The 19,776-nt window shown below is 59.8% G+C and carries 15 protein-coding genes and 1 pseudogene; 11 read left to right on the plus strand and 5 right to left on the minus strand.

Features of this window, described 5'->3' with window-relative positions; genetic code table 11:
* The first annotated feature begins 3 nt into the window (after positions 1-3).
* The 4 genes from icmH to C4J93_RS12510 are packed head-to-tail and all read left to right on the plus strand — an operon-like array spanning position 4 to position 5,792.
* Positions 4-861, plus strand: a complete 858-nt coding sequence (gene icmH, locus C4J93_RS12495) for a type IVB secretion system protein IcmH/DotU (protein WP_124429479.1) — start codon at positions 4-6, stop codon at positions 859-861.
* A gap of 19 nt (positions 862-880) precedes the next feature.
* Positions 881-4,237: a type VI secretion system membrane subunit TssM gene (gene tssM / locus C4J93_RS12500; RefSeq protein ID WP_124429480.1), complete on the plus strand. Its 3,357-nt coding sequence runs from the start codon at positions 881-883 to the stop codon at positions 4,235-4,237.
* A gap of 5 nt (positions 4,238-4,242) precedes the next feature.
* Positions 4,243-4,953 carry a PP2C family serine/threonine-protein phosphatase gene (locus tag C4J93_RS12505; RefSeq protein ID WP_124404031.1) on the plus strand — a complete coding sequence of 237 codons (711 nt, stop codon included), beginning with the start codon at positions 4,243-4,245 and terminating at the stop codon, positions 4,951-4,953.
* Complete coding sequence (locus tag C4J93_RS12510; protein ID WP_124429481.1) at positions 4,950-5,792, plus strand: serine/threonine-protein kinase; 843 nt, start codon at positions 4,950-4,952, stop codon at positions 5,790-5,792. Before C4J93_RS12505 ends, C4J93_RS12510 begins: the two co-directional genes overlap by 4 nt.
* 8 nt (positions 5,793-5,800) lie before the next feature.
* Here C4J93_RS12510 and C4J93_RS12515 read toward each other — a convergent pair whose 3' ends face one another.
* Positions 5,801-6,130, minus strand: coding sequence for a DUF6388 family protein (locus C4J93_RS12515; protein ID WP_124362644.1), 330 nt, complete (start codon positions 6,128-6,130; stop codon positions 5,801-5,803).
* Positions 6,131-6,141: 11 nt separating this feature from the next.
* Positions 6,142-6,420, minus strand: coding sequence for a hypothetical protein (locus tag C4J93_RS12520; RefSeq protein WP_124429482.1), 279 nt, complete (start codon positions 6,418-6,420; stop codon positions 6,142-6,144).
* A 317-nt stretch (positions 6,421-6,737) separates the two neighbouring features.
* On the opposite strand from C4J93_RS12520, the gene C4J93_RS12525 reads away from it, so the two are divergent.
* Both C4J93_RS12525 and C4J93_RS12535 read left to right on the plus strand, forming a co-directional pair.
* On the plus strand, positions 6,738-8,807 hold the full coding sequence (locus C4J93_RS12525) for an EAL domain-containing protein (protein ID WP_124429483.1): 2,070 nt from the start codon (positions 6,738-6,740) through the stop codon (positions 8,805-8,807).
* Positions 8,808-9,193: 386 nt separating this feature from the next.
* Positions 9,194-10,317: pseudogene (locus C4J93_RS12535) on the plus strand (IS481 family transposase).
* Between the two features lie 184 nt (positions 10,318-10,501).
* On the opposite strand, the gene C4J93_RS12540 reads toward C4J93_RS12535, so the two are convergent.
* Genes C4J93_RS12540 through C4J93_RS12550 form a run of 3 tightly spaced genes read right to left on the minus strand, consistent with a single transcriptional unit; the run spans position 10,502 to position 13,785 of the window.
* A complete protein-coding gene (locus tag C4J93_RS12540) occupies positions 10,502-11,344 on the minus strand; it encodes a metal-dependent hydrolase (RefSeq protein WP_124362647.1) in 843 nt (280 codons plus the stop codon).
* A 15-nt stretch (positions 11,345-11,359) separates the two neighbouring features.
* Positions 11,360-12,250 carry an SDR family oxidoreductase gene (locus C4J93_RS12545; RefSeq protein WP_124429485.1) on the minus strand — a complete coding sequence of 297 codons (891 nt, stop codon included), beginning with the start codon at positions 12,248-12,250 and terminating at the stop codon, positions 11,360-11,362.
* Entirely contained in the window at positions 12,247-13,785 is a 1,539-nt protein-coding gene (locus C4J93_RS12550; protein WP_124429486.1) for an NAD(P)/FAD-dependent oxidoreductase, read from the minus strand. Before C4J93_RS12550 ends, C4J93_RS12545 begins: the two co-directional genes overlap by 4 nt.
* A 267-nt stretch (positions 13,786-14,052) precedes the next feature.
* Between C4J93_RS12550 and C4J93_RS12555 the strand changes: the two genes are divergently transcribed.
* The 5 genes from C4J93_RS12555 to C4J93_RS12575 all read left to right on the plus strand — a co-directional run bounded on the left by C4J93_RS12555 (position 14,053) and on the right by C4J93_RS12575 (position 19,507).
* Positions 14,053-15,051: an alpha/beta fold hydrolase gene (locus tag C4J93_RS12555; protein ID WP_124429487.1), complete on the plus strand. Its 999-nt coding sequence runs from the start codon at positions 14,053-14,055 to the stop codon at positions 15,049-15,051.
* A gap of 298 nt (positions 15,052-15,349) precedes the next feature.
* Positions 15,350-16,630 carry an alkane 1-monooxygenase gene (locus C4J93_RS12560; RefSeq protein WP_124429488.1) on the plus strand — a complete coding sequence of 427 codons (1,281 nt, stop codon included), beginning with the start codon at positions 15,350-15,352 and terminating at the stop codon, positions 16,628-16,630.
* A 124-nt stretch (positions 16,631-16,754) separates the two neighbouring features.
* Positions 16,755-17,258: an alkane oxidation protein activator PraA gene (gene praA / locus C4J93_RS12565; RefSeq protein WP_124429489.1), complete on the plus strand. Its 504-nt coding sequence runs from the start codon at positions 16,755-16,757 to the stop codon at positions 17,256-17,258.
* Between the two features lie 117 nt (positions 17,259-17,375).
* Positions 17,376-17,861, plus strand: a complete 486-nt coding sequence (praB, locus tag C4J93_RS12570; protein WP_124370554.1) for an alkane oxidation protein activator PraB — start codon at positions 17,376-17,378, stop codon at positions 17,859-17,861.
* A gap of 200 nt (positions 17,862-18,061) precedes the next feature.
* Positions 18,062-19,507, plus strand: coding sequence for an outer membrane protein transport protein (locus tag C4J93_RS12575; protein WP_124429490.1), 1,446 nt, complete (start codon positions 18,062-18,064; stop codon positions 19,505-19,507).
* Positions 19,508-19,776: the final 269 nt, after the last annotated feature.

Raw genomic sequence — 19,776 nt, forward strand, 5'->3', positions numbered from 1 at the left:
GCTATGGACAGTGAATACCCGCAGGACGAAAAAACCGTCCTGCTCGATCGCGACGGCCATGGGCCCGCGCAAGGGCCGCTCACGGAGTTTCCGGCGCCGCCGCGCTATGAACAATTGCAGGACCGGATGATCTACGCGAGCCAAGCACTGGGCGCACACAGCTTCACCACAGCGCTCAATCCCCTCGTGGTCGCCGCTTGGGAGCTATTGTCGCAAGTGGTCCAGCTCAAGGGCTGCTCCGGTCGGGAAAACCTCATCACGATCAACGACCGATTGTCATCCGCGGTGACTCAATTCGAAACCCGTGCGTTGCAGGGTGGCATTGAAAATACCCAGGTCATGTCTGCGCGCTACGTGTTGTGCAGCGTGATTGACGAAGCAGTCGTCACCACGTCGTGGGGCGCTCGAAGTGACTGGTCGAAGATGAGCCTGTTGAGTCGCTTTCATCACGAAACGTTCGGCGGCGAGAAAGTGTTCCAGTTGCTGGAACGCCTGGCGCGCGACCCGGTAAAACACTTGGCGATGCTGGAGCTGGTGTACCTGTGCCTGTCCCTGGGGTTCGAAGGTAAATACCGGGTGATGGAGCGGGGGGTAGTGCAACTCGAAGCCGTTCGAGATGGCCTGTATCGACAGATCAGGCAGGTGCGAGGCAATCCACCGTTGGCGCCGGTGTTGCCGGAAGGGCAGGGGCGCACGCGACGCAGGCACGTACGCGTCATTCCTGTTGGCGGATGTGTGGCCTTCACGCTGTGCGGTTTGCTCGCGATGTACACGGGATTCGCCTGGGTGTTGGAGCGAGACAGGGCAAGTGCGCTGCAAAGCCTTCAATTGTCGGCGTCGGATCTTACCCGCACGCCCTAGTAAACGCAGGGAGCAACGAATGAACGCATTCTTCAAGGGCGTGGGTGCCGTGCTGGCCAAGGTTTGGGTGTGGAGCCTGATGCTGGTGCTTTGCTGTGCTGCATTCGTGTGGTACGTCGGACCGCTGTTGGCCGTGGACGACTACCGGTTCTGGCAAAGCGCCACTGCCCGCCTGTTGACCCTCAGCGCTTTGTTTCTGCTGTGGGGATTGGCGATGGTCCTGGCGGGTGGGCGCCATGCTGCTGGACTCGAAAGGCCGGCTCCGCCAACCGCTCATCCGCCATTGAGAGCGGTGGAGGACGAGCAGAAGCACGTCCGTGGTCGTTTCAAGGACGCCCTCCACCGGTTGAAAACGTCTGCGCGCTATGGCGAGCGCAACGCACTTTGGCGCCATGATTTGCCCTGGTACCTGGTGATCGGTGAACCGCGCAGTGGCAAGACCCAACTGTTGGCGGCAGCGGGTTTGCAGTCACCGTTCGATCAGGCTGACACGCGCCCGACGGGCGGCAGCGGGCAGTGTGACTGGTACTTCGCCGATGAAGGGGTGCTTATCGACACGCCAGGGCGCTATCTGATTCAACCAGACCGTTCGGTGGACGCCGCCGGCTGGACCACGCTGTTGGCCAGTCTGAGGTGGCGGCATCGAGTGCGCCCGCTCAACGGCGTAGTGGTGACGCTGTCGGTAGACAGGCTCCTGAGCGGTAATGAGCACGACCTGGAGCAACTGGCGCGCCATGTCCATTCGCGCGTGCAGGAAATTCAGCAGGTACTGCAGGTGGATGTACCCCTCTACCTGGTGGTGACCCAGGCCGATCGACTGGCGGGGTTCATCGAGTACTTCGACTCACCGTCAGGGGACGAGGTCGGAGCGGTGCTGGGCCAACCTCTGGAGGCTGACAAGGCGGGCAATGACATCACCCAGGTTCGCCGAGCGTTCGAGCAATTACTGCAACGTTTGCACGGCGAATTGATTGAGCGATTGCACCAGGAGCGCGATGTCGAGCGCCGCGGGCGGATGCTTGATTTTCCCCAGCAGACCGCGCAAATAGGCGAGCGTTTGTGCCTGTTTATTGAGTGGGCTTTTTGCGCCCATCGCTACCAGCGCATCAGCGGCTTGCGCGGGTTCTACCTGACCTGTGCCAGCGACAGCCGCAGCCATTTCGTGCAGGGCCTGTTCAGTCGGGTGATCTTTGCCGGGGCGGACCTGGCCGCCTTGCAGACCCGGGAGCGCCAGCGCATCTGGCGGCGCAATGGGTTGCTGGGGATGGCGGCTGCGCTGGTCCTGGCGGGTGCCGGGGGGCTGTGGATGCACAGTTACGCGGCCAACCAACAACGTTTGGCTCATATCGCTGCACTTAGCGCCCCCGTCGTGCAAGGTAGCGATGAAACCTTGACGCTCCTGGCGCTGCTGGATGCTCGCTGGGCGGCGACCCAGGTGTTTCCCACACCAGGCGACGCTCCGCTGATCGAGCGAGCCGGCCTGTATCAGGGCGAGGTCAGCCGACCGTGGGTGGCACGCGCCTATGAGCAGGCGTTGCAGCAGCGGCTGCTGGGCCGCACTGTTGACCTGCTCGAAGAGCAGGTACGCGCCAGCCTCGGCGATCGCGAGCGCCTGCTCGACAACTTGCGTGCGTACCTGATGCTCAATCTGCGCGAGCGCCGGGATACCGCGTGGTTGGCGCAGCATATGGCCAGCCATTGGTCGCTGCAGTTTCCCGGTGATATGCCGGTACAGAAGCGCCTGAATGAACATTGGGCGCGACTGCTTGAGCAGCCATTTTCCGCCCGCCTCAATGACGAGCTGGTGGCTCAGGCGCGGGCCGCGCTGCGGGGCGAGTCATTGGCCGACGTGGTGTACCGGGTGCTGCGCGAACAATCGCGCGACCTGGAGCCGTTGCGTCTGGCCGAGGGCAAGGTCTTTGCCGCCATCGATCCGCCGGTTCCTGGCTTCTACACCAAAAGGTATGTGCAGTACTTCGAAGCGCAAGGCCCCAGGCTGGTGAACGCCATTGCCCAGGATAACTGGGTACTGGGCGAAGGCACTGACTTGAGCAGCGAGGATCTGCAGCGCTTGATGATCGAACTGCAACAGCGCTACTTCAGTGAGTATGCCCAGGCCTGGAGCGATGCCCTCGGTCGCATCAGGCTGCTGCACACCGACGGTCTGCGCGAGGATGCCGAACGTCTCGCGGGGCTGACGTCGGCTCAATCGCCAGTCCTTCTGCTATTGCAGCAGCTTCGTGAAAATACCCGTTTACTGCCGGGCCTGGAGCTGCCAGCAACGATGGCCCAGCCGTCAGGCGCGTTGGGCGTGGTCGCCAGGGCTGCGGTGGCGCAGGGGCAGGCTGCCTTGGGCGACTCGGCACGCCGGGCCTTGCAGCGGCGTTTTGAACCCTTGCATCAGTTGCTGGATGAGCAGCAGAACCCCAGCGCGGAGCTGGCCCAGGGGTTGCGCCTGCTCGACCAATTGCACCTGCAATTGGCGACGCTGAGCCGTGAGGGTTCGCCGGAGCAGGCGGCCTTTTTGCGGGCAAAGCGGCGCATGGACGGCCAGCAGGACGTGCTGGGCGACCTGCGTGCAGCGTCCAGCCGTTTGCCGCTTCCGCTTGCCGGTTGGCTTGAAGGGATTGGCGATCAGGCGTGGCGCCATTTATTGGACCAGGCCTATGCCCATGTCAATCAGCGCTACCAGAGCGAGGTGCAGGGGCTTTACGCCAGGGCGATTCGCCAACGGTATCCGTTCAACGCCCACGCGACGAATGATGTGGCCCTTGACGATTTTCGTGAGTTCTTTAAACCCCAAGGCGTGTGGGCGCGTTTTTACGAGGGGTACCTGCGCTCGTTTGTCACTGCGGATGGCACGCGCTACCGGTTGCGTGGGCTGGACGGACAGGGTTTGCCGACCTCACGTTCGCTGCTGGATCAACTGACGAAAGCCCAGGTCATCCGACGCAGCTTTTTCACCGAAGATCAGGGAGAGTTGGCGGTGGGTTTTACCTTGGCGCCCTACAGCCTGGATCAGTCCGTCAACCGAGCGATCCTGCGATTGGGTGGAAAGCAGCTGGAATACCGGCACGGCCCGATCATACCCATGACGTTCCGGTGGCCCATCGAAACAGATAACGGACGCGCCAGCCTCGTACTGGAGAGGGGGGGCGAATTGCGCCCCCTGGGTATCGAGAAGAGCGCCGGCGCCTGGTCGTTGTTCCGGTTTTTCGACTTGCTGCAACGCGAGCCTGCGAGTGACCGCAACGCGCAGATCGTCAAGGCCGACCTGGCCGGATTGCGCGCCAACTACCTGCTGACCAGCCAACGGACACCCAGCCCATTTGAGATGGACACGTGGCGCACCTTCCGTCTGCCGGAGCAACTGTGAACCCGATGCGGCCCACATGGCGCAGCGCCGGGCGTACACAGCGCGGGCAGTCACGGCCGCGCAATGAGGATGCCCTGCTCGATTGCCCGCAAGGAGGCTGTTGGGCCGTGGCGGACGGCATGGGCGGGCACCGGCACGGCGACGTCGTGAGCGAGTGGGTGATCAGCAGCCTGGCTTCGTTGTCGGCGCAGGGCAGCCTTGATCAGCGGGTCGATGCGGTTCGACAACGGCTGCAAGGTGTCAACCGGCGGCTGGCGGATGCGCGGCGCACCGGCAGTGCGACGATGGGGAGTACGGTGGTCACACTGTTGCTGGATAACGGGCGTGCGGCCTGTGTGTGGGCGGGGGACAGCCGCTGTTATTTGTGGCGTGAACAACGCCTGTACCAGCTGTCGAGAGATCATTCGCTGTTGCAGCGCCTCATGGACGAGGGTCAGTTGAGTGCGACGCAAGCTCGGGCCCACCCTGATGCCAGAGCCTTGACCCGGGCCATTGGCGCGCACGCGTCATTGCGGCTTGAGGTGCTGGAGCTCAGGACCCGCCCTGGCGATGTGTTTTTATTGTGCAGCGATGGTCTCTACCAGGCACTCAGCCATGTCCAGCTGGGCCTGGCGTTGAGTGCAGGCGGGCCGCAGCAGGTCGTGGAAAGATTGTTCGCCAGCGCGTTGCGCGCCCCGGCACGCGATGATTTGACCGCCGTCGTGGTGCACTCATGAGTGCGGCATCAACTCCCCCGGTTTTGCTCGTCGGCCGCTACCACCTTGAGCAGGTCGTGGGCCGGGGCGGGATGGGCGTGGTGTACCGTGCGCGGGACCTGTTACATGAGCAATTTGGCGAGCCTTGTTCCGCTGTGGCGCTCAAGCTGTTGGACGAGTCTTTGTCTGCATGCCCGGATGCCCATGTATTGCTGTTCAGCGAGTTTGCGCTGGCTCGCCGCCTGCGACATGAGCGCGTGGTGAGGGTGTATTCGTTTGAGGTGGATACATCCAGCCAGATCGCCTTTTTTACCATGGAGCTGCTGCATGGCCTGACGCTGGACCGACTGCTTGTGGAATGCCCTGATGGATTGCCGTGGGCAGAGCTGCAACCGATTGCCCTGCAACTGCTGGACGCGTTGGTTTATGCCCATCAACACAACGTGCTGCATGGCGATATCAAACCGGCCAATGTCATGGTGGGCGAAGCGGGCGTGCGTTTATTCGATTTCGGCCTTGGGCAGTCATTTGCGCAGACCCCGGCGGACTTGGCGGCGGTGAATCGCAGCCGGTTGAATGCCTGGACCCGGGCCTATGCGGCGCCTGAATTAATGGCGGGTGGCGCGTTGACGCCCGCTGCGGACCTCTATGGCGTGGCGTGCGTCCTGTATGAGCTGGCCCAGGGCAAGCGCCTCGGGGAACGCCAACCGGGCGCCGGGCTGCCTCGGCCCAGGCAGTTGCCCCGACGTTGCTGGCCGGCACTGCACACCGCCTTGGCGCAGGACCCGCAACGCCGGGCCCTGACGGTCGCCGAGTTGCGGCAGGTCATGGGGTGCAGGCGGCTTCGCTGGTTCGGCTAGCCAGCGCGTCAGCCGGCGAGGTCATGCAGTTGGCAGTAGTCGGCCCAACTCATGCCGGCCATCTGTGCGACTTCCTTGTGCACCTCGAGGCGTTGAGTTTCGAAGGCTTCGCTGGACTCGGCAGTCAGCTTGAGGGTCAGCTCCCAGGCGAACAGGCCCTGGCGCTCGGCCTGCGCCTCGAACGCTTCATACAGACGCTCGGTACGATACTGCGCCACGGTTTCTCCCCTGGCCTGGGCAGCCAGTGGGTTGAGGTTGTTCAATTCAGCGGCCACATCCGGGTGTTCGTGCAGGAACCGGTCCAGTGCGCGTTGATAGTTATCGCCAGGTGCTGACAACGCCAAGCCCCTCAGCGAGAGAGAGGGGAGTCGACGTCGGGTGCGTGCCCGTCGACGTGACGCCGAGCGCGCTTGCGCGACCTGCGCTGGAGCCAGCGTTGCAACGGTGCCAGTAAAAAGAACATCAGGTAGGCGACAAGCACTAACGTCAAATCTATCCAGGTCTCCGCGACGGGCCCGGTATACAGTTCGATGACGTTCTTGATGATAAATAGCAGCGCCACGCTGCACAGCCACAACAGGATGGTGACAAATAGGGGGCGCATTGTGCTGGACGGCTTATGGTGCATGGTAAGGCTCTCTCTCCTTTGTGCCTGCTTCTGGCCAGGCAATATTCCCTGAGTGGGCACCCGATGTTAACCAGGCTGTAACATCCTTTAACAAACGGAAACGCGGCGGATAATACCGACTCAGACAGGTTTAGGGGATGACTCAGGTCAGAAAGTTCGATTTTTTATCTAGGAATTTTCACAGCCCCCGGGGTTTTTTTGCTGAAAAGCCCGGGGAGATGGCGAAAAGCTTTCGCGCCGAGCATCAGGGCGTGTAGCGTTGACGGGTATTCCGGCGCTGATCTCCAGACCCCGCGAATACGGGCAGAGGGCGGCTCATGGCGCAAACGCTGTTCAAACTTTTCCTTACCCAGCGCCTGGCGGCCCTGGCCAGTATCGAGTCGTTGCGTGCGATTCGGGAGGGATTGTTGTGGATCCTGCCGTGCCTGTTGGTGTCTGCCGTTTTCCTGATCCTGTCCGAATGCGCCAAGGTGCTGGGCTTCAGCCCACCGATAGTGAGCTTTCTTTCGGGCCTGCATGACCGGATCAGCTCGGTGATTCCACTGCTGGTCGCCGCTTCCATTGGCTATATGCTGGCTATCCGGCACCGCTTGCCACAACTGCCAATAGCCTTTTTGTGCCTTGCCAACGTAGTGGTGGCCACGTTTCTTTTGCGCGAATACCCTCGGGCTTCGGCCACCTTCCTGCTGTTCATTGCCATCGCGTCGCCGCTGATCAATGTGCCGGCCATGGCCTGGCTGCACCGTTTGCGTTGGACTCGCCTGGTGCATGAAGACCTGATCGGACACAACCTCAAGGGCACGATCAACATGGTGCTGCCCGGTGCGATCACTGCGCTGGCATTGGTGGTGGTGTTGTCGTTGCTGCTGCAGATCCCCTATGTGGCGCAACTGCAGGGGCCGCAGGTGCTCAATACGTTACAGGCGCCTTACGGCAGCGGCCTGTTTGTGACCTTGATGAACTCGCTGTTGTGGTTTTTCGGAATTCATGGCGTGTATGCCATGCAGCCGCTGTTCGATGTACTGGATCAAGCCGTAGTACTCAACGGCACCGCGCTGGCGGCGGGTGAGCCGGTCCAATACCTGCTTAACAGCGGCCTGTTGGGCAGCTTCGCATTTATCGGTGGGTCGGGCGGCGCGCTGTGCCTGCTCCTGGCAATCCTGCTGTTTTCCAGGAGCCAGTCCATGCGGTTACTGGCGATGGCCAGTTTGCCGCTGTCGTTATTCAATGTCAGCGAAGTGCTGTTGTTCGGTTTGCCGATCATCCTCAACCCGCGGTTGTTCATACCCTTTCTGTTGGTGCCGGCGGTCAATGCGACGGTGGCGCTCGCGGTGGTGCAACTGGGTTGGGTAGCACCGGCCGTGGCCAGCGTGCCGTTTACCGCACCGGTGTTGCTCAATGCCTACCTCAGTACCCATGGCGACGTCGCGGCCGTGGTATTGCAGGTTGTACTGATGGGCCTGGGGACGCTGGTGTATGCGCCGTATGTACGAGCGATCCATCGCCAGGCCAGTGACGGCGGCACGGTATACCTCAAATCCCTGGACATGACGTTTCGCGGCCTGGAGGAGAAGGGGCGGTTGCTGGAGTTCGACCCGGTACTCGCGTCGCACCGCGCCCTGGCCCGGCAGGCCATTGAGTTGAACCGGATCCAGCAGATCAGCGACTACGAGTTCTATCTTGAGTTTCAGCCCCAAGTCTCCACCCGTAGCGGCCTGTGCACCGGCTGCGAAGCCTTGATGCGCGCCCGGGACAGCCAGGGCACGGTGCATTCACCCTGGGAGTTCCTGCAATGGTTGGCACAGGCGCGGTTGATGCCGGATGTGGACGTGTGGGTGGCGTCCCAGGCCGTACGCCAGTATCAACAGTGGAAGAAGGCCGGTTTTGAATTGCCCATGACCATCAATGTCTCCAGCGTCACCCTCAAGGACGCGGCTTATGGTAATCGCCTGGTGGAAATCCTCGCCCAGGCCCAGGGCTGGGTGTCGGTGGAGATCACCGAAGATGCGCTGGTCAGCGATATCCAGGCGACCCGTCAGACCATCCAGAAACTGCAGGCATTGGGGGCAAAGGTATATATCGATGACTTTGGCACCGGTTTTTCGGCGTTGAGTTACCTGCATCAGTTTCCGGTGGACTTCATCAAGATCGATCGCAGCTTCGTGGTTGCACAGCACGATCCCAAGGGCGCTCAGGTGCTGACCGGCATGCTGCGTTTCTGTGAGGCGCTTAACCTGGGCGTGGTGGTGGAAGGGGTCGAGACCGCCGAGCAATTGGCGTTTCTGAATACGGGGGCTGAGTTGTTCATTCAGGGCTGGTATTTCAGCAGGGCATTGCCGGGGCATGAAGTGCCGCAGTTTGTGCGGGAGCGGGCGGGGTTGGGGTGATCTGGCAGTCGTGTGCATAGGTATCTACACAACTTTGCAACTTTGTAGCAGCCTACGGTAACCACGATGCGAAGCGAGTCGCTCTTGATCTTGCTCTTGATCTAGGCGCCCCGTTAAACCACGCTGGCCGGAATTCGATATTGATTTGGGGGGTAAACCGGCAGGGATGCCGGTTTAGCCGCCCCGCGCCATGGATGGCGCGTGGCGGCGGCCCCCCAAATCAATGTCGGATTACGGGCACACCGAGCCTAGGCGAGGTGCCGAGTGGTGGGGCAAGAGCGTTTTGCTTACTTTTGCGCTTTTTGTACGGACCGGACACATGGTTGACGGGTGTGCGGGGACATGGTCGACACTTTGCGGCGAGCCAACTTCGTCGGAAAGCCATCATGCCTTGGACTACGAGAGACGCCATGAGCCTGAAAGAAGAGTTCGTTGCCTTAGCACGGCAACCCGGCAGCAACAAACGTGAGTTGTGTCGACGATTCGGTATCAGCCCACAAACAGCGTACAAGTGGCTCAAACGCTACGAGGCGCTGGGTCAGCCTGGTCTGCAAGAGAAATCCCGCAGGCCAGCGACCAGCCCTAAACTGACTCAGACGGCTTTGGAAGCCCAAATCATCGCACTTAGACAGGCCCATCCAGCATGGGGTGGACGCACCATTAGTAGCCTGTTGGAAAAGCGCATTGCTCCCAGCACCGTCACCAATGTCTTGCACCGCCATGGCCTGATTCAACCGCCTCAGAAGGAACATACGGCGACGTTGCGATTTGAACACGACGCGCCTAATGATCTGTGGCAGATGGATTTCAAAGGACATTTCGCACTGCAACAAGGTCGATGCCACCCCTGACTCTGTTGGATGACCACTCCCGGTTCAGCCTAGCCATTGATGCCTGTGATAACGAACGGGGAGCCACGGTGAAGGAGAAGATGATCGAGGTTTTCCAGCGCTATGGCTTGCCAGTTCGGATCAACGTTGATAACGGCGCTCCCTGGGGCTCGCCACGCAATCCGGGTGAAGTTTCAGAACTGAGTATCTGGCTGATTCGCCTGGGAATTCGGATCAGCTTCAGCCGTCCTCGCCATCCTCAAACCAATGGGAAGATCGAACGTTTCCACCGCTCGCTCAAAGCAGAAGTGCTTGATGGGCGTTATTTTTCCACACTGATGGAGGCTCAATCGGCTTTTGATCAATGGCGTGAGGTTTATAACCTGCAGCGCCCTCATCAGGCGCTGGGCTACAAGGTGCCTATGGACCGCTATCGGAGCAGTCCCTGGGCGTATCCACAGCAACTGTCGGAATTTGAATATGGCCCAGATGATGTGTTGGCTAAGGTTTATGACAGTCGATTTCGCTTTCAGAAACGCTACTTCAGCATCGCCAAAGGTCTGCGTGGACAACACATCGCAATACGTCCTAACGCTGAGAGAGATGGCTTATTTGACGTCTACTTCTGTCATCAATTTCTACGGACCTTCGACGTGAATAACCCTGACTACGGGGCATAATGTGTCCACTATGTCCCCGCACAGGTGTCAACCATGTGTCCGGTCCGTACACGCTTTTCAAAAGTGAGCCGCTGTAAAAGCGGAACCCATAACAGCCGTGACCGCAGAAACGGATATGTACTCGGTCCGATCCAACATCCTGGTCGGCCCAGAGGCCGCCATCGGGGGCAAGCCCCCTCCCACATTAGACCGCCTCGTAGCCCCGATTGGTCCGCTCGATCTCCTCGACCAGTGCGTCTATCCCCTCCAACCGTGCCCGATTGTCATGGTCCCAAGGATGAAAGCCCGGTTTGAAATAGTGCAGCCACGGCCGCAGCATGCGCGCAAAGATGCCCTTGGGGGCATACAGAAACTTGAGCATGCGCCAGAACCCCTGCAGATGCCCACCCGACTTGCGGTCGGCAATCAACAGGCGCACATGGAAATCGAACACCACCAGCCAGAACAGCAGCGTGGTAAACAGCATGGTGCCGGTGCGCAGCAAGTAGCGCTTGGGCCCAGGCGTGATCACCCGGTTCCACACATCGAAGGCCACCGCTTTATGTTCGGTTTCCTCAAGGGCGTGCCAGTACCACATCTGCTGGTAGCCCTTGAGTGAGTCGCCGAAACGCGACGGGTCGCTCAGCAGGATTTCCGCGAGCATCGCGGTGTAGTGCTCAAGGGCAATGGTCACCGCGAGGTTAAAGGACGGCGGCAAGTGCTTCTTTTGCAGGTCGAGAAAGAATTTCAAGCGGCGATCGAGGCTGTGCGCCGGCAGGCCTGCCGCTTGCAGCAGGTCGTTGTAGGCCACGTGTTCACGGCTGTGCATGGCTTCCTGGCCGATGAAGCCCTGGATTTCTTTCTTGAGGTCCGGATCGTCGATGCGGGAACGGTAGTGGCGCACGCTGTCCATGAAAAACAGCTCGCCCTGGGGAAACAGCAGCGACAGGGCATTGAAAAAGTGCGTGATGAACGGGCCTTGTTCATGCCAGTTGGTGATGCGCCCGGCGGGCAGGGCGAAGCGGATATCACGGCGAATCGGCAACATGGGGTGTGCTCCTGTTCAGAGACGGGGCTCGTCGTTGGTTTCAAACACGGGCGTGCGTGGTTTAGGCGCCATGCGCCTGCTGGCAAACACCACCAGCGCTTGATAGGCCGCCGGCAGGCACCGGGCGAGCAGGTCGAGCAAATACGCGTCGCGGCCGATCAGCACGCGGCGTTTGTTTTTGCGCACGCCTTGCAGGATCACCTTGGCGGCCTGGTCGGCGTCGGTGATAAACAGTTTTTCGAAATCGGCGCGCGCTTGTTGTTCGCTGTGGATAAGGAAACCGGTCATGTTCGCGTCGATCCGGCTGCTGCGGCAGATGTCGGTGCGAATCCCGCCAGGATGCACGCAGGTGGCGGAGACGCCGCAGCGTTGCAGGTCCAGCTCCTGGCGCAGTGCTTCGGTAAAGCCGCGCACCGCGAACTTGCTGGCGTTGTAGCCACTCATGCCGGGCTGGGCGAACAGGCCGAACACGCTGGAAGTGTTGACGATATGCCCGTCGCCACTGGCCTTCAGGTAAGGCAGGAACGCCTTGGTGCCATGCACCACGCCCCAGAAATTGATGCCGACGATCCACTCCAGGTCGGCATAGTCCACGCCTTCCACGGTGCTCGACAGCGCCACTCCGGCATTATTGAAGACCAGGTTGACCTGGCCATGCTCGGCCGCACACCGCGCCGCCCACTCCAGCATGGCTTGGCGGTCCGAGACATCCAGTACCTGGGTGGTGACGGTCACCGGCGACAGGGTCGAGGTCCTGACCAGGTCCCGCGTGTGCTCCAGCCCCTGGCTGTTCTTGTCGGCCAAGGCCAGGTGGCAACCCTCCCGTGCCAGGGCCAGTGCCAGTGCGCGACCCATGCCGGAGGCCGCTCCCGTAATTGCCGCCACGCGGCCGGTGAATGACTTCATGACAGACTGCCTTCTGTGGCGCAATGAGGGGTTGCTGCGGCGCGCGGCACAGGCACAACCGGCGCCCGGCTGACCACATAGTCCTTGAGCGCAAAATGCCGGGTGACTTGCTTGAACCGCCACGTCGAGCCGGGCCACAGCGTGGTGTTCTTGCCGGTACGCGGGTCGAGGTACCAGCTTTGGCAACCGCCGGTATTCCAGATGGTGCGCTTGAGCTTGCCTTGCAATTGCGCGTTGTAGGCCTGCTCCACGGCGGGTTTGACCTCCACCATGGCGATGCGTTGGCGCTGCATCTGTTGCACCGCATCAAGGATGTAAGCGACCTGGGCTTCGATCATCAGGATCATCGAGTTGTGCCCCAAGCCGGTGTTGGGCCCGACGATCAGGAACAGGTTGGGATAGCCCGGTACCGTGGTGCCTTTATAGGCATGGGCGCCGTCGTGCCAGGTGTCCATCAGGTCGATGCCGTTGCGCCCGATGATGCAGCCACGGGGCAGGGGATCGGCGGCCTGGAACCCTGTGCCGAAGATCAGGCAATCGGCGGGGTGCTTGACGCCGTCAGCGGTGATCACGCCATCGGCTTCGACCCGCAGCACCTGCTCGGTCACCACCTCGACATTACTGCGTGACAACGCCGGGTAGTAGTCGTTGGAGATCAGCACACGTTTGCAGCCGATGGTGTAGTCCGGCGTCAGAATCTTGCGCAGGGAAGGGCGGGCCACTTGTTTGCGCAAATGACGCAGGGCGATTTTCTGCACCATCTTCATCAAGCGCGGGTGCAGGGCAAAGCCCACCACGCGGCCTTCCAACGCCCAATAAAAGGCACTGCGCACCAGCCTTTGGGTCACCGGCAGATGCTTGAACAGCCAGCGTTCGACACCTGAGATCGGCCGGTCGGGTTTGGGCATGATCCAGGGCGGCGTGCGCTGGAACAGGTCCAGGTGCGCCACTTGCGGCGCAATCTGCGGCACGAACTGAATAGCACTGGCGCCGGTGCCGATCACCGCCACGCGCTTGCCCTTCAAACTGTAGTCATGGTCCCACTGCTGCGAGTGGAAACGCTTGCCCTTGAAACTGTCGAGCCCAGGAATATCCGGCAATGCAGGACGCGACAGGCCACCCATGCCCGACACCAGCACTCGCGCACTGACTTGGCGGCCATCGCTGAACGTCAGTTGCCAGCGTTGCTGCTGATCATCGAACACCGCCCGTTGCAGGCCCATGCCGAAACGCAGGTACGGCGCCAGCCCGAAACGCCGCGCGCATTGCTCCAGGTAAGCGCGAATCTCCGCTTGCGGGGCAAATTGGCGCGTCCAGTCGGGGTTGGGCGCAAAGGAAAAGGAGTAGACATGGGACTGCACGTCACAGGCACAGCCAGGGTAGTGGTTGTCACGCCACGTACCGCCGAGTGTGTCGGCCTGCTCAGCGACGAAGAAATCGCTGAGCCCGGCTTGCTTGAGTTTGATCGCCATGCACAGGCCGGCGAAGCCTGAGCCGATGATGGCGATGTCGATGGCGTCGCTGTGGGCATTCATAAGCGGTCCTTGGTGGGCATCGGATGTGCTCCTGTTTTTCTTTTGTGTTTTAGATAGAACACCATTGCAAAGGAAAATTGAATTATTTATTTTAAAAAAAGATTTTAAATAATCTACCTGAAAATTTCGCCTACGCTAGGACCTTGTTCGATCTATGCGACTTGTCCGACAGACGCGCATGGAGGCTGGGTCCAAGGTGTGGACGAAGGTTGAGGCCTGATCAATCCCGATCGGGTCGCCAACAGCAGGGAAGCAGAGGACCGAGCTATGGCTGTCGAGTGGGTTGTCGCTGCGGGTGTGGTGATAGGCGCGAGCGCTGTGTCGTGGGCTTTCAGCGCCTGGATGACACGGCGTATTGAAACCGCCGTTCCGATCAACGGGCGCGTCGTCGAGGTGGATGGCGAGCGCTTTCATTATGTAGACGAAGGCCAAGGCCCGGCGCTGGTGATGATCCACGGGCTGATGGGCAGCAGTCGCAACCTGACTTACGCGTTATCCGGTCAGTTACGTGGGCAGTTCCGCGTCATCAGCGTCGATCGCCCAGGGTCGGGCTACTCCAGTCGGCACAACCACACGGCGGCAGACCTGCCGACCCAGGCGCGCCAAATGGCCGCTTTTATCAAAACCCTCGAGCTGGATCAGCCGCTGGTGCTTGGGCATTCCCTGGGCGGTGCGGTTGCCCTGGCGTTGGCCCTTGACCATCCGCATTCGGTATCCGGCTTGATCCTGGTGGCGCCCTTGACCCATCCCCAGCGCATGCTGCCGTTGGTGTTCCTGCCCCTGGCCGTGCGCCCTGCCTGGCTGCGACGCTGGGTGTCGCGCACCTTGACCCTGCCCATTGGCCTGTTGACCAAGGGCTCGGTGGTCAAGGGCGTGTTCGCCCCCGATGCCGCCCCGCCAGACTTCGCTACGCGCGGCGGCGGTTTGCTGGGGATGCGTCCCGAGAACTTCTTTGCCGCGTCCACTGAGATCAACCGAGTCAACGATCACTTGCCGGACATGGTCAAGCGCTACCCGCTGCTGACGCTGCCAATCGGCCTCATCTACGGCGCCCGGGATAACGTGCTCGACTTCCAGAAACACGGTCAGGGCCTGGCCAGCAAGGTGCCCGGGCTGAAGCTGCAGGTGGTGGAAGACCGAGGGCACATGTTACCGATTACCGCCACGGAACGAGTGGTGGCGTTGGTCGAGCAGGTTGCCAAACGGGCTGGGCCTGCGCGAAGCGCCGCCGTATTGCAGCCCTCGTTTGCCATGGCGGGTAAATAACCATGCCATCCGATCTGCGGTTCCAGTGCGTCAACGCCCGCCCTAGACACCTGGCCGGCGCTCTGAAAAAGAGACTGCCCGGTCACGCAAAAAGGCCCGGATAAACTGGTTGACGACCTAACGATTCCGCGCTATTTATTTAAAAAATTATTTCAATTTCTAATTTGAAACATTTTTTGAAATGCCTAAGAGCGAATAAAATAATGAAAAAAACGCCTTTTATCGCATGGTTGATGTCTTGGAGCGGTCAGCGCTCCGCCCTCCTGTTTGCTGCCTTCGCCTGCGCTCGGAGGTGGGCATGAACCCGTCCCTGGCGGTGCCAGGCGTCTGGGCCGACGGCAAGCGTTACCTGTGGTGGCTCGGCATCATGCCCCTGGCGACGCCACTGCTCTCGGGGGCCCTGGCTATCGGCACCGGTATTCAGCAACTGTGGTGGATCGGTGTGCTGGTCATCTTCGGCCTGATCCCATTGATCGACGGCCTGTTGGGTGAAGACCTCAGCAACCCGCCGGAATCTGCCGTCAGCCATCTCGAATCCCAGCGCTACTACCGTTGGATCGTCTATACCGGCGTGCTGTTTGTGATCGCCTCGGTCGTGATCACCGGTTGGCTCGCCGCCGGCGGCATTGACTGGATCATCGGCGGCGGGCTGCTGCGGGCCACCGCGGCCCTCGATCCATCGAGCGGGCTGGCACATGCCGTAGCGTTCATTACCGCCCGCACTGAGCTGCACGGCCCCGTCAGTGGCTTCACTTATCTGGGCATGGCGATGTCCACCGGGGCCGCTACCGGCATCGCGATCAACACCGCTCATGAGTTGGGGCACAAACCCAAGCCATTGGAAGTGTTCCTGGCCAAGGTCACGCTGGCGCCGACGTTCTACGGGCACTTCTACACCGAACACAATCGTGGCCACCACGTACGCGTCGCCACACCGGAAGATCCGGCCAGTTCGCGCCTGGGTGAAAGCTTCTGGGCCTTCCTGCCGCGCTCGGTATGGTTCAGCGCTCGCTCTGCCTGGAACCTGGAGCGCGAACGCCTGCGCAAACTTGGCCTGCCGGCCTGGCACTGGAAGAACGCGGTGCTCAGCGCCTGGATGTACAGCGTGCTGCTCTGGGGCGCGATGATTGCCTGGCTGGGCGCGGCAGTGATCCCGTTCCTGATCATCCAGGGCGTCTACGGTTTCTCGTTGCTGGAAGTGGTGAATTACGTCGAGCATTACGGCCTCAAGCGCCAGAAATTGCCCAATGGTCGTTATGAGCGCTGTTCGCCGCGGCACTCCTGGAACAGTAATCGAATAGTCACCAATATCTTCCTGTTTCAATTGCAACGGCATTCCGATCATCATGCCAATCCCACGCGTAGTTATCAGTCGTTGCGCCACTTTGATGAGTCGCCGCAACTTCCCTATGGTTACGCGAGCATGATTGTCTGGGCCTATGTGCCGTATTTGTGGCGGCGCCGGATGGACCATCGTGTATTGAATCATTATGCCGGTGATATCAACTTGGCTAATCTCCAGCCTTCACAGCGCTTGAAGTATCTGGAGAAGTACAGCGGCGAAGCCAAGCCGTTTTAATTTGAAATAAAAACGCGTTTTTCGAGTGTATTTCGATAAGGATTTCTACGTCGATTGTTTGTTAGCTTAGTTGCAGGATGGTTGTTTACCCGAACGAAAATAATTTCAAGGGAAGGGCGTAAACATGCAAGTAACTCAGGTCACTATAAAGTTCACCGTTAATGTCGTACTGGCCGCGCTGGGCTTGATCGCGTGGCATCACGCACAGGCCGCACGTATCGAACCTGCCGGTAGCGCGTTTACAGCCCAGGGCCCAATCAGCTTCTCCAAAGGCGCGTTGATCAGTGCCGACTGCACCATCAAGGTGGCCGGCAAAGTGACGGCCGATGGGACATCCGTCAATATCGACAAAGTGGCGTTCGATGGCGGGCTCAAGTGCAGCCGGGTCGAAGCTATTAATTTGCCATGGATCTTGACTGCAAAGAATACAAAAAGCGGCTCGATGTCGAAGATCAGCGTGGACGTGCATGCATTCGGTCTGGGCGGCAAGTGCGGTCCTTCTACCGCAGTCGGTACGTGGGATAACGCCACCGGCAAGTTGGAGGCTGCCAATGTACCTATTGGTGATGACTGCACCATTAAAACGGTATTAATCAAGATGCCGCCTGATTTCAAAGTAGTTGAATAAGGTTGTCGGACTTAACTGAATTTGGCTGGAATACGAAGTTCTGCAGTTTCACCGTGACTTCGTGTTCATGGTCATTACCCCAGGCGAATAACTCGCCATTACATGTGAGGCAAAATAATGAAAAGCTTGAAAACCCTCGTTTGTGCAACTTCGTTTGCAATGTGCTTCGGCGCCGCGTCGATGGCCAGTGCGGCTTCCGTCTCTCCGGACGGTCCGTTCTCGACTAACGCCGGCACCATCGTGGTGAAGTCGCCTTCGTCTTTTGGCGCGGCAGTGACATGCGGCATCACTTTTACCGGCAACGTTAGCGGTGGCGTGGCCTCGATCAACGGCGCAACGCTGACCGGCGGCGGTCTGTGCGCCTTGCCAACGCTGACTAACCTGCCTTGGGTATTGACTGCTGCGACGGGCACCACCGGTACCGTGACCAATGTCGGCTACAAGATCAACTCGATCCCAGCCACCAACTGCGGACCAACCCCTATCGCAGTCACTTGGGCTGCAGGGACCAAAACCCTTTCGGCCGCCAATCAGTCGCTGAGCGGAAACTGCACTGTGGTTTCGCTGAACGTTGTGGCCCCGACGCTCACGGTAAACCCGTAAGCGCGTGACTCCGTAAAGGGCTGATCACCCGTTGAAATGCCGGCGCCCCCGCGAGGCGCCGGTCAACGGTAAATCGCATTCGCTTATCACCTATCCCTGATTGTCATACACCGCTCCAGTACAGGCGCTTTTGAACAACGCTCCATGGCTACACGACCCACCGGCAGGGGCCGGGCGCACATAATAATAGGGAGTACCGCATGAATAATAAGAAACAACACGCTTACAGGTTACTGGGACTGGCCCTGTTGGGAGGCCTGATCACTACGGGGCATGTGCAGGCGGGCGGGTTTTCCACGCCCACTTATGGCGCCCCCGGTTGGGGCCGCGCATTTGGTGGCGGTTCTCTGTTCAAGAATGACCCGAGTGCGGCGTACAACAACCCAGCGGCCATGGCGTTCATCGATTCAACCATCGTGCAGCAGACCGTCGATTACGCCCGGATCAAGATCAAATATTCCGGCCAGGCGTATGACCATAACGGCAACCCGGTGACCAATACGCCAGTGCTGGATGACCAAGGCAACCTGGGCGATCCGACCCTCAATACCAATAATGGCGGCCAGGGCGGTTTCACCGCATGGCTGCCCACTGGTTTTATGGTCATGCCTATCGGCGACCGCTTCGCTTTTGGCCTGAGCCAGGTCGTACCGCAAGGTATGAAAAGTACGTGGAACGAAAACTCAAAACTGCGGGATTTCGCGGTCGACACCAAAATCGAGACCATCGGCCTGACAGGCTCCTTGTCGTTCAAGGTCAATGATGAATTTTCGATCGGTGGTGGTGCCATCGTTCAGCGCAGCCAGGGCAACGTCAGTCAGAACGTTGATCTGTTGGCTGCCGCAGATGTTTCTCCCGGGCTTGGCGGCACTGGCTTTCCGACCGGTGTTGGGCATTCCCTGATACGCGTGAAAGTCGACAACATCTCGGTAGGCTGGTTTGGTGGCGTTGTGTGGAAACCGACGCAGCAAGACACGCTGGGTTTGAATTATCACGCCAAGATCAAAAACAAGATGACCGGCAAGTACGACGTTTATACGGACGCCATCGGTCGTAACACAATGACCAACCCTATTGGTCCGAACGGAGAGACGCTGGTTGAAATGGCCTATCCCGGTCTCAAGCTGTTCCCGGATGGCGCGCATGCCAGTGCGCAACTGGATATCCCGGCGACTGCTGCGATTGACTGGGTCCATCAGTTCAATGACCGCTGGACGCTCGGTGTGAGTGCTCAGTGGACTGAGTGGTCCTCGTTCCAGGATCTCACACTCAAGTCTCAGGGCTCGACCATTGTTGCCATTCCCTACAACTACAAAAACGCGTGGATGACCTCAATCGGCGGCGACTACAAAGCCACCGACGAACTCACCCTGCGTGCAGGTGTGGCGTATGACCAGACGCCTACCCGTAACTCCACGCGTGACCCGCGGATCCCTGATGGCGATCGTTATTTCCTGGCGTTTGGTGCCGGGTACGACATCAAGGCAGTGCCGGGCCTGTCAGTGGATGGCGCGTACTCGCACCAGTTCGTCGAAAAGGTCAACTTGAAAACCAAGAACGTCGATCGCCTCGGCGCTGCTCAACTGGACGGGAAGGCTGAGTCGTCAGGTGACGTCGTGAGCTTGTCGGCGACCTATAAGTTCTAGTCACGCACCTGACCGTGTTGAAGCCGGGTATTCAGCGCATCTTGAGACCCGGCGCACACTGACACGCTTACAGAACAAGCCGCAGAACCTAATCGGAGCCACATGACTGATGCAATTAGGCTGACTCGTTCAGCCCTGAATATTTTCGCCAAACCATTAAATAAAAATTTCAAAACAAAATTTGAATTTATTTTCCCGAGTTTGTAGTGTGGCTCTACGCCCCGCTCAATCCGAGCGGTCCGCACGGGTGCCACGCCCTGAATCAAGTA

Source organism: Pseudomonas sp. R2-37-08W (genome assembly GCF_003851705.1).
Taxonomy (GTDB): Bacteria; Pseudomonadota; Gammaproteobacteria; order Pseudomonadales; family Pseudomonadaceae; genus Aquipseudomonas.

Bases quoted from the DNA above. Each gene is read 5' to 3' on its own strand.
- C4J93_RS12520 (WP_124429482.1), bottom strand. From the start codon at position 6,420: ATGCACCATAAGCCGTCCAGCACAATGCGCCCCCTATTTGTCACCATC.
- icmH (WP_124429479.1), top strand. From the start codon at position 4: ATGGACAGTGAATACCCGCAGGACGAAAAAACCGTCCTGCTCGATCGC.
- C4J93_RS12525 (WP_124429483.1), top strand. From the start codon at position 6,738: ATGGCGCAAACGCTGTTCAAACTTTTCCTTACCCAGCGCCTGGCGGCC.
- C4J93_RS12545 (WP_124429485.1), bottom strand. From the start codon at position 12,250: ATGAAGTCATTCACCGGCCGCGTGGCGGCAATTACGGGAGCGGCCTCC.
- C4J93_RS12555 (WP_124429487.1), top strand. From the start codon at position 14,053: ATGGCTGTCGAGTGGGTTGTCGCTGCGGGTGTGGTGATAGGCGCGAGC.
- C4J93_RS12540 (WP_124362647.1), bottom strand. From the start codon at position 11,344: ATGTTGCCGATTCGCCGTGATATCCGCTTCGCCCTGCCCGCCGGGCGC.
- C4J93_RS12575 (WP_124429490.1), top strand. From the start codon at position 18,062: ATGAATAATAAGAAACAACACGCTTACAGGTTACTGGGACTGGCCCTG.
- C4J93_RS12550 (WP_124429486.1), bottom strand. From the start codon at position 13,785: ATGAATGCCCACAGCGACGCCATCGACATCGCCATCATCGGCTCAGGC.
- tssM (WP_124429480.1), top strand. From the start codon at position 881: ATGAACGCATTCTTCAAGGGCGTGGGTGCCGTGCTGGCCAAGGTTTGG.
- C4J93_RS12560 (WP_124429488.1), top strand. From the start codon at position 15,350: ATGAACCCGTCCCTGGCGGTGCCAGGCGTCTGGGCCGACGGCAAGCGT.
- praB (WP_124370554.1), top strand. From the start codon at position 17,376: ATGAAAAGCTTGAAAACCCTCGTTTGTGCAACTTCGTTTGCAATGTGC.
- C4J93_RS12505 (WP_124404031.1), top strand. From the start codon at position 4,243: ATGCGGCCCACATGGCGCAGCGCCGGGCGTACACAGCGCGGGCAGTCA.
- C4J93_RS12510 (WP_124429481.1), top strand. From the start codon at position 4,950: ATGAGTGCGGCATCAACTCCCCCGGTTTTGCTCGTCGGCCGCTACCAC.
- praA (WP_124429489.1), top strand. From the start codon at position 16,755: ATGCAAGTAACTCAGGTCACTATAAAGTTCACCGTTAATGTCGTACTG.